Here is a 15,837-nt window from a genome sequence, read left to right as displayed (position 1 = left end):
GGAGTCGGAGGAGAGGCTGCATGGCGTACTTCGTGACCGGAGCGACGGGGTTCATCGGCCGCCACCTCGTGGAGGAGTTGCTGCGCAACCGCAGCGGCGACGTCCACGTGCTGGTGCGCGCCACGTCGCGCGACCGTCTCGACGAGCTCATCGCCTCCTGGCCCGACGGCGACCGCGTCAAGCCGGTCACCGGCGACCTCGCCCTCCCCATGCTCGGCGTCGACGAGGCGTGGATCGCCGAGCACCGCGGCGCCATCGACCACTTCTTCCACCTCGCCGCGATCTACGACATGACCGCCGACGAGGAGCGCAACGAGCGCCTCAACGTCGACGGCACCCGCAACGCCGTGGCCCTGGCCAACGCGCTGGAGTCGGGCACGCTGCACCACACCTCGTCGATCGCCGCCGCCGGCGAGCACCGCGGGCTCTTCCGCGAGGACATGTTCGACGAGGGCCAGAAGCTGCCCTCGGCCTACCACCGCACGAAGTTCGAGTCCGAGAAGATCGCCCGCGAGGACGCGGCCGTGCCGTGGCGCGTCTACCGCCCCGCGGTCGTCGTCGGCCATTCGCAGACCGGGGTGATGGACAAGATCGACGGCCCCTACTACTTCTTCAAGGCCATCCAGAAGATCCGCGGGTGGCTGCCGGAGTGGGCGCCGCTCATCGGGCCCGAGCTGGGCCACACGAACGTCGTGCCCGTCGACTACGTGGCCCGTGCCATGGACCACATCGCCCACCAGGAGGGCCTCGACGGCCAGGCGTTCCACCTCGCCCACCCCAAGGGCCAGCGCTCCGGGGACGTCCTCAACGCGTTCGCGCGCGCCGGCCACGCCCCCCACATGGCCATGCGCATCGACAAGCGCCTGCTCGACGCGCTGCCCAAGGGGGCGCTGTCGATGGTCATGAAGCTCCCGGCCCTGCGCGGCGTGCGCGACGCGATCCTCGCCGACTTCGGGATCCCGCCGGAGGTCATCGGCCACGTCGGCTTCACGTCGCAGTTCGACACCCGTGACACCGAGCGCGCGTTGGCCGGCTCGGGCATCGAGGTGCCCGAGCTCGAGACCTACGCGGCCCGCCTGTGGGACCACTGGGAGCGCGTGCTGGACCCCGACCTGTACAAGGACCGCTCGTTCGAGCACGCCGTCAACGGCCGCACCGTCGTCATCACCGGCGCCTCCTCGGGCATCGGCAAGGAGGCGGCGATGAAGATCGCCAGGGCCGGCGGCATCCCGATCCTGGTCGCGCGCTCGATGGACAAGCTCGAGGAGGCCAAGGCCGAGATCGAGCAGGCCGGCGGCACCGCCTACGCCTACAGCGCCGACCTGTCGTCGCTGGACTCGATCGAGGAGCTCGTCGACCGGCTGCTGGCCGACCACGCGGCGATCGACATGCTCATCAACAACGCCGGGCGGTCCATCCGCCGGTCCATCGCGCTCAGCCAGGACCGCTTCCACGACTTCGAGCGCACGGTCCAGCTCAACTACCTCGGCACGATCAAGCTCACGATGGGACTGCTGCCGCACATGCGCGAACGCAGGTTCGGCCACATCGTCAACGTCTCGAGCATCGGCGTGCAGACCAGCCCGCCGCGCTTCAGCGCCTACGTGGCCTCGAAGGCGGCACTCGACGCCTGGACGCGCGTGGCCTCCTCCGAGCTCATCGGCGACTCCATCACGTTCACGACGATCCACATGCCGCTCGTGCGCACGCCGATGATCGCGCCGACCAAGATCTATGACTCGTTCCCGACGATCTCGCCCAGCGAGGCCGGGGACCTCATCTGCGAGGCCATCCGCGCCAAGCCCAAGCAGATCAACACGCGCCTGGGCACGTTCGGCGAGGTGCTCTACGCGGTCGCGCCCAAGGCCGTGGACCAGATCCTGCACATGGCCTACAAGGTGTTCCCCGACTCGGCCGCGGCGCGCGGCGAGAAGGACCCGGGCGAGAAGGCCTCGGTCGAGCAGATCGCCATGGCCAACATCATGCGCGGGGTCCACTGGTGACGCGTCGGTCCTCCAGCGCCACGTCGCGCCAGATCGCGATCATCGCCCGCTCGTGGGCGACGCCGAGGTCCAGGGCGCGGCGCTGGGGCACCGGCATCGCGTCGCCGACCTGCGCGCACAGCGCCTCGTACTCGGCCAGCTTGGCCTCGTGCAGGCCGAGCTGGTGGGCGGCCACGACGGACGGCTCGCCGCCGAAGAACAGCTTGAGCACGCCGGGGTCGCGCAGCTGGGGATGCTCCTCGGGCGCCTGGTGGCGCCAGGCCTCCAGCGCCGCCCGGCCCCGGTCGGTGATCGCGTAGAAGCGCCGGCGCCGGCCGCGCTCCTCGCGGCGCTCGGTCAGGTGCCCGCCCTCGGCCAGTCGCCCGACCTCCCGGTAGACCTGCGCGTGCGGCGTCGACCAGAAGTTGTCGACGCTGATGGCCATCATCGCCTTGAGGTCGTAGGGCGTCAGCTCCGAGCCGCCCGCGGCGTCGACGAGGCCCAGCACGATGTAGGACGTCGGCGTCAGCTTCAGGTCGTCTTGCAACAGTCTCTTTCGGACGGTACGTTTCGGATGATGACAGCGACGGCATCCGGGGCGATCGCCGACCAGCAGCTGGGCTTCGCCGACCAGACCGAGGAGGTCCGGATCGACGCGCTGCGCGTCTCGGGCACCGTACCCGCGTGGCTGACCGGGGACCTCGTCCGCGTGACCCCGGCCCAGATGGACTTCGCCGGGCGCAGCGTGGCGCACTGGTTCGACGGCATGGCGATGCTCAACCGCTTCGGCATGCGCGACGGCGTCGTCTCCTACGCCAGCGCGTTCCTGGACACCTCGGCCCGCCGCCGCGCGCTGGCCTCCGGCGGCGCCTCGGTCAGCGGCTTCGCCACCGACCCGTGCCGCTCGCTCTTCGCGCGCGTGCAGTCCGTCTTCCGGCCGCAGCTGACCGACAACGCCAACGTCAACCTCACGCGCCTGGGGGACGAGCACATCGCGATGACCGAGACGCCGATCCCCATCCGCTTCGACCCCGCGACGCTGCGCACGCTGGGCCGCGACGAGGGCGCCGCGCGCTGGGGCCAGCTCACCACCGCCCACCCCCACCACGACCCCCGGCGCGGCGAGCTCGTGAACTTCGCCGCCCACCTCGGGGCCCGCAGCGAGTACCGCGTCTACGCGCGGCGCACGCCGGCCGAGGGCCGCACGGTCGCCACGCACCCGGTCCGCGAGCCGGCCTACATGCACTCCTTCGGGCTGACCCCGCGCTTCGTCGTGCTGCTGGAGAACCCGCTCGTGGTCAACCCGCTGCGGCTGGCGTTCTCCGGGCGCGCGTTCATCCACAACTACCGCTGGAAGCCCGAGCTCGGCCTGCGGGTGCACGCCTTCGACCGGGCCACCGGGCGGCGGCACCGCACGTGGACCACCGACCCGTGCTTCGTCTTCCACACCATCAACGCCTTCGAGGACGGCGAGGACCTCGTCGTCGACCTCTGCGCCTACGAGGATGCGTCGGTCATCGACGCGCTCGGGCTCGACCGCCTGCGCTCCGGCACCGCGGCCGTCCCGGCCGCGCGGCCCACCCGCCTGACGCTGCCCGCCGCAGGCGCGCCGTCGTCGCGCCCCCTGGGCGACGTCGACCTCGAGCTGCCCCGCATCGACTACGCGCGACGCAACGGCCGGCCCTACCGCCACGTCTACGGCGCCGGCGCCGGCGGGGCGCCGTTCCTGCGCCGCCTGGTCAAGCTCGACGTCCGGGACGGGGACGCCGCCACCTGGGAGGAGCCCGGCGCGTGGGCCGGCGAGCCCGTCTTCGTGCCGCGCCCGGGCGCGACCGCCGAGGGCGACGGCGTCGTGCTGGCCGTCGTGCTCGACGCCACCGCCGGGTGCTCCTCGCTGCTCGTCCTCGACGCCGGGAGCTTCACCGAGCTCGCCCGCGCCCGGGCGCCGCACCACATCCCGTTCGGCTTCCACGGCCAGTTCTTCTCCGCCTAGCCGCGGCCGGGTGAACCCGCGCCGGGGCGCGCGTATCGTCTCGTGACCTCCGTGCCGGCCGCCCTCCCCCAGCCCGACGCGCCGCCGGGCGCGCGCGTGCGCGCCTGGTCGCACAGCCGCTTCACGTTCCCGCTGGGCCCGCGCAGCCGCTACCCGCTGGACAAGTACGCGCTGCTGCGGCGCCGCGTCGTCGGTGACGGCAGCCTGCGCGAGGACGACATCGCCGAGCCGCTGCCCATCGCCTGGGACGCCGTCCTGCGCGTCCATGACCCGGTGTTCGTGACGCGCATGCGCACGGGCGCCCTGGAGGTCCGCGAGGAGCGCGTCCTGGGGCTGCAGTGGTCCGAGCAGCTCATCGAGCGCACGCTGCGCGGGCTGCAGGGCACGCTGGCCGCCGCCGGCGACGCCCTGGAGACCGGCCACGGGATCATGCTCGGCGGCGGCACGCACCATGCCGCGCGGGCGTCGGCCCGCGGCTTCTGCGTGTTCAACGACCTCGCCGTCGCCACGAGCGAGCTGCGCCGAGCCGGCGCGCTGCGGCGGGTCCTCGTCATCGACTGCGACGTCCACCAGGGCGACGGCACCGCCGAGCTGCTGCGGCCGGACCCCGAGGCCTTCACGCTCAGCGTCCAGTGCGAGCGCAACTGGCCCTTCGTGCGCATCCCCTCCGACCTCGACGTCGAGCTGCCGCAGGGCACCGGCGACGACGACTACCTCCAGGCGCTGGACGCCGCCCTGGACGAGGCGATCGGCGGCGCGGTCGCCGACCTGGCCTTCTACGTCGCGGGCGCCGACCCGTGGGAGGGCGACAAGCTCGGCCGCCTGGCCCTGACCAAGCCGGGCCTGCGGGCCCGCGACGAGCTCGTGCTCGACCGCTGCGCCCGCGCCGGGCTGCCCGTCGTCGTCACGCTGGCGGGCGGCTACGCCCCCGACGTGCGCGACACCGTCGACATCCACGCCCAGACGATCGCCGCCGCCGTCGCGGCGGCGGCCTGAGCTCAGGCCCCGGCGGCTCCGAGCGCCAGGACCTGGGCGCGCGAGAGGTACTCCTCGGCCTTGGCCGTCATCCGCACCAGGCCGTAGGCGTCGAGCACCGCCCGGGGCAGCTCGGCCGCGCCCGCCGCGCGGAGCCGGCGCATGAGCTCGGCGATCTCACCGAGCGGCACCTCGTCCAGCGCGCGCGGGCCCAGCTCGCGCACGCGGACCGGCGCCACGCCGGCGGGGCGCAGCACGATCGGGTGGCCCGGAGCCAGGTCGGCGCCCGCGGGCGAGCCGTCCTCGTCGTCGAAGGCGATCGCGCCGGCCTGGCGCAGCCGGTAGGCGGCGCCCGACAGCGGCGCCCGGGCGATCGACGTCAGCGCCTTGCCGCCGCTCGCCCGCACGTAGAGGCGGTAGGCCCGCTCGGCCAGCACGGGCCCCTCCGCGTGCACGATCTCCAGGAGCACCGGGCCGACGGCCTCGCGGCCGGCCCGGCGCGGATCGGGGACGGCGTGCGCGGCCCAGGCGTCGTAGGGCTCGAGGTCGACCCGCACGGCGGCGCGGCGCGCAGCGGGCGCGGCGTCGGCGACGGGGAACGTCCCGGCGATCTGGCGGGCGATGCGTTCGCCGCGCAGCCACAGCGCCCCGTAGGTGCGCACGTCGCGCCCGCCGGCCTCGACGACGGCCTGCCAGGAGACGAGGTCGTCGGTCTCGGCGACCTGGACGAGCTCGCGCACCAGCATCCCCTGGGCCAGCTGGACGGCGAGGTGCTCGCGCAGGGCGGCGCGGCCGCTCACCGTGCGGTCGAAGCGCAGGAGCACCGCGTCCTCGTGGTACTGGCCGAGCAGGCCCTCCAGGTCGCGGGCCTCGATGAGGCGCAGCTGGCGGTCCAGGACGCGGCGGGCGACGGTGGTCACGGGCTCAGGACAGGCGGAAGACGGGGACCAGGCGCTCTTCGTGCTCGGCGTCGATGCGCGCCACGACCTCGAGGTGCTCGGCCAGCGGCGTGCCGCGCAGCTTCGTGCCGAGCCCCTCGTCGACCTGGTAGATGCCGGCGCTGTTGTTCATCTCGATCTCGACGTGCACGGCGGTGTCGGTGCCCGCGGAGATCTTGACCGACTCGATCGCGTAGGACGAGAGCGAGTGGATGTTGGGCAGCAGCTGCTCGAACGGGACGCGCGAGCGGCCCTTGGCCATGTCCAGCGCGTCGGCGACCCGGACGATGGCGCCCTCCATCGTGAACGGGGCGCCCTTGGACCGGTGGCTGATGATCGCGTGCGAGGCCTCGGCGACGACGATCGACCGCCGCGGCTCGTCGTAGAGCGGGGCGAGCAGCGCCGGCAGCTTGTCGGCCGTCAGGAACAGCGAGAACTGCTCGTGGTCGGCGCGGTGGATCGACATCCCGACGCAGTGGAACAGGGCGGCGGCGACGATGATGACCTCCGCGTCGCGCTCGTCGAGGCCGTGGTCGGCGACGCTGGACAGGCGGATGCCGCGGCGGGCCAGCAGGCGGGTCAGGCGCAGCGCGATGTTCGAGACGATCTGGATGTGGACCCACGAGTGGTCCGACATGCCCAGCCGCTCGGCGTTGACGGCGGCCGCGTGCCACCAGGCCTTGAGCTGGACGTCGGCGTTGACCGCGGCGACGAGCCCGTCGAGCTTGCGGTTGCCGCGCACCGGCAGCCGGATGTTGGCGGCCGCGACCCGGTCCTCGAGGCTGCCCACGTCCTGGGCGTCCTGGTCGGCGTCGCGTGGGGATGCGCCGGTCACGCGCCCGACCCTAGCGCGGCGCGCACCCTGGCCAGCACCGCGGCGGGCACGTCGCCGCCGGAGACCCGGATCCGCGGCAGCGCCCACGGGTCGTCCCCCGGCCGCGCCGCGCCGGGCACCTCGGTCGTGGCCGCGCGGTAGCCGGCCGCCCGCGCGGCGGCCTCCACGGCGGCGTCGTAGCGCCCGGCCGGGTAGCAGAACGCGTCGACCGCGACGCCCAGGCGCGCGCGCAGCTGCGCGCGCGACCCGGCGAGCTCGTGGGCCAGGGCGGCGGCCGCGAGGGTCGTGAGGTCGGGGTGCGTGAGGCTGTGGGCGTCGACCTCCCAGCCGGCGCGGACCATCTGGCGCAGGCGCGTCAGGCTGATGCCGCCCGGGATGCCGATGTTCTTGACCACCACGTTGATCACGCCGGGCCAGCCGCGCGCGGCCAGCACGGGCATCGCGACGGTGCCCTGGCCGAGGTAGCCGTCGTCGAACGACAGCACGACGGGGTGCGCGGGCAGGCGGGCGCGCCCCTGCCAGGCGTCGAGCACCGTGTCCAGCGTCACGGCGGTGAAGCCGGCGCCGGCCAGCGCATCGACCTGCGCGCGGAAGGCGTCCGGCGCGACCCACAGCCCCGGGTAGGCGGCGCCGGCCGGCGGGATCCCGATGACGTGGTACATGAGGATGGGGACGGCGGCCCGCGACGGCGCGACGTGCACGGGGCGCCGCCGGGCCACGGCCGGGGCGGCGGCCCGCGCGGGGCCGTTGGCGACCTGCTGCACGGGGGCCGGCGCTGCCGCCGTCGGGGTGGTGGGCGAGCCGCCCCCGCAGCCCGCCGCGGCCGCGCCGGTGCCGGCGAGGGCGGCGAGCAGGATGAGGGCCCGGCGCGGCACCGGCCGAGCGTATCCCCGGCTCCGGGCGGTCGTCAGTCCGCGGACGCCTCGCGCTCGGCGGCCCGGGCGGTGTGGCCGAGCATGAGCTCGCGCTGGACGCTGCGCCGCTCGGGGCGGTCGGGATCGATCGCGTGGCGCACCCAGGTCCCGTCGGACTGCAGCTCCCACGCGTTGGTCTCGTCGGCCAGGGAGCGCTCGAGCGTGTCGAGCACGTCGTCGCGCAGGACGGGGTCCTCCACCGGCACGACGAGCTCGACGCGCGTGTCGAGGTTGCGCGGCATGAGGTCGGCCGAGCCGATGAAGACCGCCTGCTCGTCGCCGCGGGTGAACGCGTAGACCCGCGAATGCTCGAGGAAGCGCCCGACGACCGACGTCACCCGGATGTTCTCGCTGACCCCGGGCACGCCGGGGACCAGGCAGCAGATCCCGCGGATGTTGAGGTCGATGCGCACGCCGGCCTGCGAGGCGCGGTACAGCGCCTTGATGCACGCGCGGTCCACCAGCGAGTTCATCTTCATCTGGACGAGCGCGGGCTCGCCGCGCTCGTGGGCGGCGACCGTCTTGGCGATCTGGTCCAGGATGCCGTCGCGCAGGTGGTCGGGCGCGACGAGCGCCTTGCGGTAGCGGCGCGGCCGGGCGTAGCCCGTGAGGAAGTTGAACATGTCGGCGACGTCGGAGCCCAGCTGCTCGTCGCAGGTGAACAGGCCGAAGTCGGTGTACAGCCGCGCGGTCTTGGGGTGGTAGTTGCCCGTGCCGACGTGGAGGTAGTGGCGGACGCCGTCGCCCTCGCGGCGGACGACGAGGATGCACTTGGCGTGGGTCTTCAGCGATGGGTGGCCGTAGACGACGTGGACGCCCGTCTCCTCCAGCTTGCGCGCCCACTCGATGTTCGCCCGCTCGTCGAAGCGCGCCTTGAGCTCGACGAGGCACACGGCCTGCTTGCCGCGCTCGGTCGCGCGCGTCAGCGCGGGCACGAGCGGCGTGTCGTCCGACGTGCGGTAGATCGTGAGCTTGATCGCCAGGACGTCGGGGTCGTTGGCGGCCTGCTCGACGAACCGTCCGACCGAGGTCGAGAACGAGTCGTAGGGGTGGTGGACCAGGATGTCGCCCGAGCGCATCGCGGCGAACACGTCGGCCTTGGCGCCCTCCTCGCCCTGCAGCCGGGGCTGGGTGACCGACTGGAACGACGGGTCGCGCAGCCCGGAGAAGCCCGGGACGCCCACGATCTGCCACAGGTCGGCGAGGTCCAGCAGGCCGCCGATCTCGTAGACCTGGCGCTCCTCGACCTCGAGGGCCTCGGTCAGCGCCTGGCGCAGCTCTGCGGACATCGTGGCCTCGAGCTCGACGCGGACGACCTCCCCGAAGCGCCGGCGGCGCAGCTCGTCCTCGACGGCCGCGAGCAGGTCGTCGGCCTCGTCGCTGATCTCGAAGTCGGCGTCGCGCGTGACGCGGAAGACGCCGTGCTCCAGGATCTCCATCCCGGGGAACAGCGCGTGGAGGTTGGCGGCGATGAGCTGCTCGAGCGGGACGAACGTCGTCGGGCCGCCGTCGACGGCCACGAACCGCGGCAGCATCTCCTTGGGCACCTTGACGCGGGCGAACGTCGTGTGGCCGCCGACGGGGTCGCGGACCAGCACGGCCAGGCTCAGCGACAGGTTGGAGATGTAGGGGAACGGCCGCCCGAGGCCGACGGCCAGCGGCGTGAGGACCGGGAAGATCTGCCGGCGGAAGCGGCGGTCCAGCGCACGGCGGGCCTCGGCGTCGACCGCGTCGATGTCCACGAGCCGGATGCCGCTCTCGTCGAGGGCCGGGCGCAGCCGGCCGGCCATGCAGGCGTCCTGGCGCGCCATGAGCGGCCGGACCTTCTCGCGGATGGCGTCCAGGACCTCGGACGGCGTGCGGCCGTCGGCCTTCGGCGTCGTGACGCCCGCGTCGACCTGGTCGTGCAGCCCGGCGACGCGGATCATGAAGAACTCGTCGAGGTTCGACGTGAAGATCGCGGCGAACTTGCAGCGCTCGAGCAGGGGCTGACCCTCGTCCTCGGCGAGCTGCAGGACGCGGTCGTCGAAGTCGACCCACGACAGCTCGCGGTTGAGGTAGAGCTCGCGGGCGTCGAGGTCCGACGGCTCGCGCGCCGGCGCGGGCACCCTCTCGACGGCGCGGATCGGCTCCTGGGTGAGGTGGGATTCGGGAGTCATGGAATGGGGCGGACGCTATGCCGCACGCGGCGCTCCGGCCGTTACCGTCGGGTGAACGCGCTGTGAACGTCGAGGATGCGCGCAGGTCGGGGTCATGTCGTGGGCACAGGTCTACCCCACTTGGCCGAGCAGGTCGAGGACCACGCCCTCGCGCAGGCCGCCGCCCCCGACGTGCAGCGTGCACGAGGCGGTGCGCGCGACCTCGCCCAGGAGCACGAGGCCGGCGGGCAGCAGGCGCACGCGCTCGAGGTGCAGGCCCAGCCCGGCGGCGGTCTCGGCGGCCGGTGCGGCGCACACCCGCGCCAGGGCGCGCTCGAGCGCGGCCGTCGACAGCTCGGGCCCGCAGAGGCGCCGCAGCGACGTCGCGCTGCCCCCGACGGCCCAGGCCACGGTGGCGGGCGGGCAGCCCGCGGCGTCCAGGGCGGCGCGCGCCTGGGCCCGCGCGGCGGCGAGCTGGCCGGCCGTCGGCGGGTCGCCGGGCAGGTGCGCGTCGGCCAGCGCGCCGGAGCCGATGGGCAGCGACGCCCACCATTGCACGGCGCCCCCGGGCACCCCCGCGGCCAGCTCGGTGGACCCGCCGCCCACGTCGGCGACGAGGACGAGCCCGGTCCCGGCGGGCAGCCCGGCCGTGGCCCCCGCGAAGGCCAGACGCGCCTCCTCGGCGCCGCTGAGGACCTCGACCCGGACGCCGGCGGCCGACTCCAGCCGCGCCAGCAGCGCGTCCCGGCCCTCGGCCTCGCGCAGGGCGGCGGTGGCGACGACGCGCAGGGCGCCGGCGCCGTGCCCGCGGGCCGCGCGGGCCTGTTCGGACACGGCCTCCGCGATCGCCTGCGCCTTGTCGGCCGGCACGCCCCGGCGGCGCTCCTGGGCGGTCAGGCGGATGAACGCGCGCTGGGCGGCGACCTCGGTCAGGTGGCCCGGGCGGGCGGCGTCGGGCTCGGCGACGAGCAGCCGCGTGGTGTTCGAGCCGATGTCGATGCAGGCTGCGCGCACGTCAGGGTGGGGGATCCTCGCAGGTCTGCGCTGCTTGAATGGAGGGGTGTCCGCTTCCGCCCCCGCGATCCTCGTGCGCGATCTGCACAAGTCCTACGGGGGTTTCGAGGCCGTCCGCGGGATCGACTTCGAGGTCGCCTCGGGCGAGGTCTTCGGCCTCCTGGGCCCCAACGGCGCCGGCAAGACCAGCACCGTCGAGGTCCTCGAGGGCTACCGCGCCCGCGACGCCGGGATCGTCTCCGTGCTCGGCCAGGACCCCCAGCGCCGGCCGCGCGACCTGCGTCGCCGGATGGGCATCGTCCTGCAGTCCACCGGCATGTACCGCCACATCACGGTGCGCGAGGCCATCACGCACTGGGCGCGCTTCTACCCCGCCCCGCGCGACGTGGAGGAGGTCATCGTCCTCGCAGGGCTGACGGAGAAGGCCGACGCGCTGGCCAACACGCTGTCGGGCGGCCAGATGCGGCGGCTGGACTTCGCGCTGGCGCTCATCGGCGATCCCGAGCTCATCTTCCTCGACGAGCCCACCACGGGCTTCGACCCCGCGGCGCGGCGGGCGGCGTGGGACGTCGTGCGCTCGCTGCAGGAGCTCGGCAAGACCGTGCTGCTGACGACGCACTACCTCGACGAGGCCCACGCGCTGTGCGACCGCGTGGCGATCATCAAGGAGGGCCGGATCGTCGCCGAGGGCCCGCCGGCCGAGCTGGGGACCTCGTCGTCGCGCTACCGCGTGGCCTGGCGGGCGGCGGAGACCGACGCGCTGCAGACCCGCGAGACCGACGACCCGACCGCGCTGCTGCACCAGCTCACGAGCGCCGCGCTGGCCCGCGGCGAGCCGCTGCGCGACCTGAGCGTCACGCGCCCGTCCCTGGAGGACGTCTACCTCGAGCTGACCGCCGAGCCCGAGACCGCCGACGCGCATGCATGACGCCCTGACCCTCGCCTGGCACCAGTACCGCCTCGAGCGGCGGATGTTCTGGCGCAACCCGAGCGCGGCGTTCTTCAACTTCCTCCTGCCGCTGCTGTTCCTCGCGCTGTTCGGCGCGATCTTCAGCGGGTCGCAGAAGGACCTGAACGTCATCGTGCCGGGCATCGCCGGCATGTCCATCATGTCGACGACGTTCAGCGCCCTGGCGATGAACCTGACGTTCCTGCGCGAGCAGGGCGTGCTCAAGCGCATGCGCGGAACCCCGCTGCCCGAGGGCTCCTACCTGCTCGGCGTGTTCGGCAACGCCGTGACCAACGCGTGCATCCAGCTGACGATCGTCGTCGTGGCCGGCAAGGTGTTCTTCAGCATCGACTGGCCCAAGGACTGGATCGAGCTCGTCGTCTACCTCTTCGGCGGCGTCGTGTGCCTGGCCTCGCTCGGCGTCGCATGGTCGCACGTGATCCCGAACTTCGACGCGGCGCCGGCCTACACGAACATCGTGTTCCTGCCGGTGATCTTCATCTCCGGCGTGTTCTACGACGTCGGCAACGCACCGCGGTTCCTGCGCGACATCGCCCAGGTCCTGCCGCTGACGCACATCATCGACGGCCTCTCGGGCGCGATGGTCACCGGGCGGTCGCTGGCCGACACGTGGTCGGGCCTGATCATCGTGGCGGTGTGGGCGGCGCTGGGGATCGTCTTCGCCGTGCGCGGCTTCCGCTGGGACGCGCGCCGGTCGGACTGACCGGCGGGTCGGCTCAGGCGGCGGGCACCTCGTCACCGACGCACCACGCCTCGGGCGGCCGGCCGATCGCGGCCACCGGCAGGTCGCGCATCGGCAGCGTGGCCCAGCCGCCGCGCAGGAGGCCGAAGACGTGCACGTCGAGCTGGCGGCCGGCGTGGCGGTGCCAGCCGCGCAGCGTGCCCTCGCGCGTGAAGCCCACCCGCTCGAGCGCGATCGTGCTGCGGGCGTTGTCGGGGTTGGAGTAGGCCCCGAGGCGCTCCAGGCCGCAGATCGCGAAGGCCAGGTGGGCGATGAGCGCCTTGGCCTCGGCGTTGGCGCCCGTGCCCCAGTGGGCGAGCCCCAGCCACGTGCCGACGGTCGCGCGGCGGTCGCGGCGGCTGAGCTCGCCGAGCCCCGTGACGCCGACGGGGCCGTGCTCGCGGTGGTGGATCACGAAGTCCAGCTGGTCGCCGGCCTCGCGCCGGGCCGCCTGCGCCGCGATCCACGCCAGGGGCTCGTCGATCGAGCGGTACGGCCCCCAGGAGAACCACCGCGTGACCTCGGGGTCGCCGGCCAGCGCGAGCAGCGCCTCTGCGTCGGCGGCGTCGGGGAGGCGGAGGGTGAGCTGGGGTCCGCGGAGCTGCATCGCCGGGCATGATGGCGGGATGCGGGCGATCCTGTACGACGTGCACGGCAACCTCGGTGCGCTGGAGGCCGTGCTGGGCGACGCGGAGCGGGCCGGCGCGCGGTCGTTCCTGCTCGGCGGCGACTACGGCGCGTTCGGACCCGAGCCCGTCGCGTGCGTCGCGCGGCTGCGCGCGCTCGGCGACGCGGCGACGTGGATCCGCGGCAACTGGGAGCGCTGGCAGGCCGGGCCCGCGGCCGCGCCGGAGACCGAGGTCGTCCAGGGCGCCGCGGCGGCCGTCGCCGCGGCGCTGGGTCCCGATCTGGTCGCCGAGCTGGCCGCGCTGCCGACGCGGGTGACCATCGACGGGACGCTGTACTGCCACGCCTCCCCGCCCTCGGACATGGAGCCCATCGCGCGCGAGGAGGACGCCGACGCCGACGACCAGCTCCTGGCCGGGGTGACCGAGCGGCGCGTGGTGTTCGGCCACACCCATGTCCAGTTCCGCCGGGCGACCACCCGCGGGATCGAGCTCGTCAACGCGGGCAGCGTCGGCCTGCCCTTCGACGGCGACACGCGGGCGGCCTACGCGCTCGTCGATGACGCCGGCGCGCTGCAGCTGCGGCGCGTGGCCTACGACGTGGAGGCCACGGCCGGCGCGCTGGACGCCGTCGGCGCGCCGTGGGCGACCACGACGGCGGCGCGGCTGCGGGCGGCGTCGTTCGAGCTGTAGCGGTCCGACGGCGCGGGGCGCGGGGCGCGGGGCGCGGGCGCGGGGCGCCGTGGCGGCATGGCATCGCGTTCGACCCCGCGGGCGGGATGTGGGCGACCTCGGGCGCCGGCAGCACCCAGCCCTCGCCACGCCTCGGCCGACAGGCTGGCCGTCAACCCGACCGCGATCGGCCCCGACGGTGACCTGTACGTGACGCTGCCGGCCTCGGGGAACGTCGTGCGCTACGACGTGTGACCCGGCGGCACCGGCGTGCCCGGCGCCGACGGGGCGTCGGGCAGCAGCGTGTGGAACGCGGCGCCCCGGCCGGGCTCGGACTCGACGTAGATGCGCCCGCCGTGGCGCTCGGCGATGCGCCGGCAGATCGCCAGCCCGATCCCCGTGCCCGCGTACTCGTCGCTGCCGTGCAGGCGCGTGAACATCGCGAAGATGCGCTCCTGGTCGCCCTCGGGGATCCCGATGCCGTCGTCGGCCACCGTCACGACGCAGCCGCCGTGCGTGCGCCGTGCGCCCACCCTCACGACGGGCGCGGCGCCCGGCCGGTGGAACTTCACGGCGTTGCCGATGAGGTTCTGCAGCAGCTGGCGGATCTGGACCGGCTCGGCCTCCAGCGTCGGCAGCGGGCCGATGTGCACGCGCGCCCCCGTCTGCTCGATCGCCGGCCCGAGCACCGCCAGCACGCCGGCGACGACCTCGTCGAGGTCGACCCGCTCGCGCCGCGGCGCCTGGTTGGCCACGCGCGAGTAGAGCAGCAGGTCGTCGATCAGGTGGCGCATGCGCGCCGCGCCGTCGGCCGCCGCGGCGAGGTAGCCGCGGCCGCGTTCGTCCAGCCCGTCGGCGCTGCGGCGCTCGAGCAGCCCGAGGTAGGACGCGACCATCCGCAGGGGCTCGGAGAGGTCGTGGGAGGCGGTGTAGGCGAACTCCTGCAGCTCGGCGTTGGTCACCTGGAGGCGGTCGGCCTGCCGCGCCAGCTCGCGCTCGAGGGCCAGGCGGTCGCTGACGTCGCGCCCGACGATGTAGAACGCCTCGTCGCCCGGGCCGCCGCTCCAGGCCATCGAGCGCACCCCGCCGTCCTTGCAGCGAACGCGGCAGACGTGCTCGGCGACCGCCTCGCCGCGGGCCAGCCGGGCGATCTGGGCCTCGGTCTCCGGGCGGTCCTCGGGATGGACGAGCTCGAGGTAGGGCGTGGCCTCCAGCTCGGCCCGCGTCCACCCCAGCTGCTGCTCCCAGGCGTCGTTGAACTCCTTGAGCAATCCGTCGAAGCCCGCGGCGGCCAGCAGGTCGGGCGACATGGCGAACAGCCGCGACCGATGGCGCGCGGCGCCGCGGTCGGCGGGGGCGCTGCTGGCGGTGGCGGTCGGCAGGCGGTCCATGCCCTCGGTCCTCGGCCGGGCATCCTCTCACAACGTGTTCACAACGCCCACCTGCGCCCCGGGTCCGGACGCTGCGACGGGCTTTGTCATCCTGGGGGCATGGACGACGCCGATGAACAGCCCCCGATCGACCTCGTCGCGACCGTGGGCCCGCTCGACGCCGTCGTGGAGACACTGCGCGACGTGCTGCACCGCTCCGGCGCGCTGCGCGTCGCCGCTGTCGTCGACCTGCCCGACGGGCCGGCCGCCCTGGTCGACGTCGGGCGCCTGGCGCCCGTCGAGGTCCAGATCGGCGACCGCATCCTGCACCTCCCCCACGCCATCGAGCTCGAGGCCGAGTCGCTGGGCGGCGACATCGCGCTGCGCCAGCTCCCGCCGTTCGAGATCGACGTGCTCAACGGGCAGGTGACCGGGACGATCGGCGGCCTGGACATGCTCGCCGACGCGATGCGCGCGGTCGCGGCGCTGCTCGGCGGCCGCAGCGTGGCGATGGCGCAGTACCAGACCATCACGCCCGACGTGCCCCTGACCGTGAGCGCCCGGGGCGGCGAGCCGATCGTGGTCACGCTCGGCGACGAGGAGTTCGAGCTGCCCGAGCGGTAGCCTGGCCGCGCGCGGCGCCGGACCCCGAGCCGGCCTGGCGGCGTCGGCCGGCGCGACGTATACGC

At 74.3% G+C, this 15,837-nt stretch carries 15 protein-coding genes; 7 read left to right on the top strand and 8 right to left on the bottom strand.

Translation table 11 applies throughout. The features are described 5' to 3' along the window. Positions 1-20 precede the first annotated feature (20 nt). Positions 21-2,003, top strand: a complete 1,983-nt coding sequence (locus tag FSW04_RS09665) for an SDR family oxidoreductase (RefSeq protein WP_146918680.1) — start codon at positions 21-23, stop codon at positions 2,001-2,003. Here the strand turns inward: FSW04_RS09665 and FSW04_RS09660 are convergent. Next, a complete protein-coding gene (locus tag FSW04_RS09660) occupies positions 1,981-2,529 on the bottom strand; it encodes a PadR family transcriptional regulator (protein WP_228431090.1) in 549 nt (182 codons plus the stop codon). The genes FSW04_RS09665 and FSW04_RS09660 overlap by 23 nt on opposite strands. A 30-nt stretch (positions 2,530-2,559) precedes the next feature. Between FSW04_RS09660 and FSW04_RS09655 the strand changes: the two genes are divergently transcribed. Both FSW04_RS09655 and FSW04_RS09650 read left to right on the top strand, forming a co-directional pair. Further along, a complete protein-coding gene (locus tag FSW04_RS09655) occupies positions 2,560-3,975 on the top strand; it encodes a carotenoid oxygenase family protein (protein ID WP_146918678.1) in 1,416 nt (471 codons plus the stop codon). Positions 3,976-4,017: 42 nt separating this feature from the next. Beyond that, the gene (locus tag FSW04_RS09650) at positions 4,018-4,971 is read left to right on the top strand and encodes a histone deacetylase family protein (protein ID WP_228431088.1); all 954 of its coding nucleotides are present in this window, start codon (positions 4,018-4,020) and stop codon (positions 4,969-4,971) included. Positions 4,972-4,973: 2 nt separating this feature from the next. Here the strand turns inward: FSW04_RS09650 and FSW04_RS09645 are convergent, their stop codons facing one another. From FSW04_RS09645 to FSW04_RS09625, 5 genes are all read right to left on the bottom strand, one after another. Next, a complete protein-coding gene (locus FSW04_RS09645; protein ID WP_146918676.1) occupies positions 4,974-5,870 on the bottom strand; it encodes a nuclear transport factor 2-like protein in 897 nt (298 codons plus the stop codon). Between the two features lie 4 nt (positions 5,871-5,874). Beyond that, positions 5,875-6,723: a phosphohydrolase gene (locus FSW04_RS09640; protein ID WP_187369372.1), complete on the bottom strand. Its 849-nt coding sequence runs from the start codon at positions 6,721-6,723 to the stop codon at positions 5,875-5,877. Beyond that, a complete protein-coding gene (locus FSW04_RS09635; RefSeq protein ID WP_146918674.1) occupies positions 6,720-7,598 on the bottom strand; it encodes a polysaccharide deacetylase family protein in 879 nt (292 codons plus the stop codon). The genes FSW04_RS09640 and FSW04_RS09635 overlap by 4 nt, the downstream gene beginning before the upstream one ends. Before the next feature lie 32 nt (positions 7,599-7,630). After that, positions 7,631-9,796 (bottom strand): polyphosphate kinase 1, encoded by a 2,166-nt coding sequence (ppk1, locus tag FSW04_RS09630; protein WP_146918672.1) that lies wholly within the window; start codon positions 9,794-9,796, stop codon positions 7,631-7,633. A 111-nt stretch (positions 9,797-9,907) separates the two neighbouring features. Next, positions 9,908-10,789: a Ppx/GppA phosphatase family protein gene (locus FSW04_RS09625; RefSeq protein ID WP_187369371.1), complete on the bottom strand. Its 882-nt coding sequence runs from the start codon at positions 10,787-10,789 to the stop codon at positions 9,908-9,910. Positions 10,790-10,835: 46 nt separating this feature from the next. Between FSW04_RS09625 and FSW04_RS09620 the strand changes: the two genes are divergently transcribed. Beyond that, positions 10,836-11,717, top strand: a complete 882-nt coding sequence (locus tag FSW04_RS09620; RefSeq protein WP_228431085.1) for an ABC transporter ATP-binding protein — start codon at positions 10,836-10,838, stop codon at positions 11,715-11,717. Next, positions 11,710-12,462 (top strand): ABC transporter permease, encoded by a 753-nt coding sequence (locus FSW04_RS09615; RefSeq protein WP_146918666.1) that lies wholly within the window; start codon positions 11,710-11,712, stop codon positions 12,460-12,462. Before FSW04_RS09620 ends, FSW04_RS09615 begins: the two co-directional genes overlap by 8 nt. A gap of 13 nt (positions 12,463-12,475) precedes the next feature. Here the strand turns inward: FSW04_RS09615 and FSW04_RS09610 are convergent, their stop codons facing one another. Further along, a complete protein-coding gene (locus tag FSW04_RS09610; protein WP_146918664.1) occupies positions 12,476-13,087 on the bottom strand; it encodes a GNAT family N-acetyltransferase in 612 nt (203 codons plus the stop codon). A gap of 19 nt (positions 13,088-13,106) precedes the next feature. Between FSW04_RS09610 and FSW04_RS09605 the strand changes: the two genes are divergently transcribed. Continuing rightward, positions 13,107-13,799 carry a metallophosphoesterase family protein gene (locus tag FSW04_RS09605; protein ID WP_146918661.1) on the top strand — a complete coding sequence of 231 codons (693 nt, stop codon included), beginning with the start codon at positions 13,107-13,109 and terminating at the stop codon, positions 13,797-13,799. 221 nt (positions 13,800-14,020) lie between these two features. On the opposite strand, the gene FSW04_RS09600 is transcribed toward FSW04_RS09605, so the two are convergent. After that, positions 14,021-15,169 (bottom strand): sensor histidine kinase, encoded by a 1,149-nt coding sequence (locus tag FSW04_RS09600; RefSeq protein WP_146918659.1) that lies wholly within the window; start codon positions 15,167-15,169, stop codon positions 14,021-14,023. Positions 15,170-15,268: 99 nt separating this feature from the next. On the opposite strand from FSW04_RS09600, the gene FSW04_RS09595 reads away from it, so the two are divergent. After that, positions 15,269-15,772, top strand: a complete 504-nt coding sequence (locus FSW04_RS09595) for a hypothetical protein (protein ID WP_146918657.1) — start codon at positions 15,269-15,271, stop codon at positions 15,770-15,772. Positions 15,773-15,837 lie beyond the last annotated feature (65 nt).

The organism is Baekduia soli, from assembly GCF_007970665.1.
GTDB lineage: Bacteria > Actinomycetota > Thermoleophilia > Solirubrobacterales > Solirubrobacteraceae > Baekduia > Baekduia soli.
Note: the sequence above shows the minus strand (reverse complement) of the source record. Positions and strands in the feature narration are given on the sequence as shown.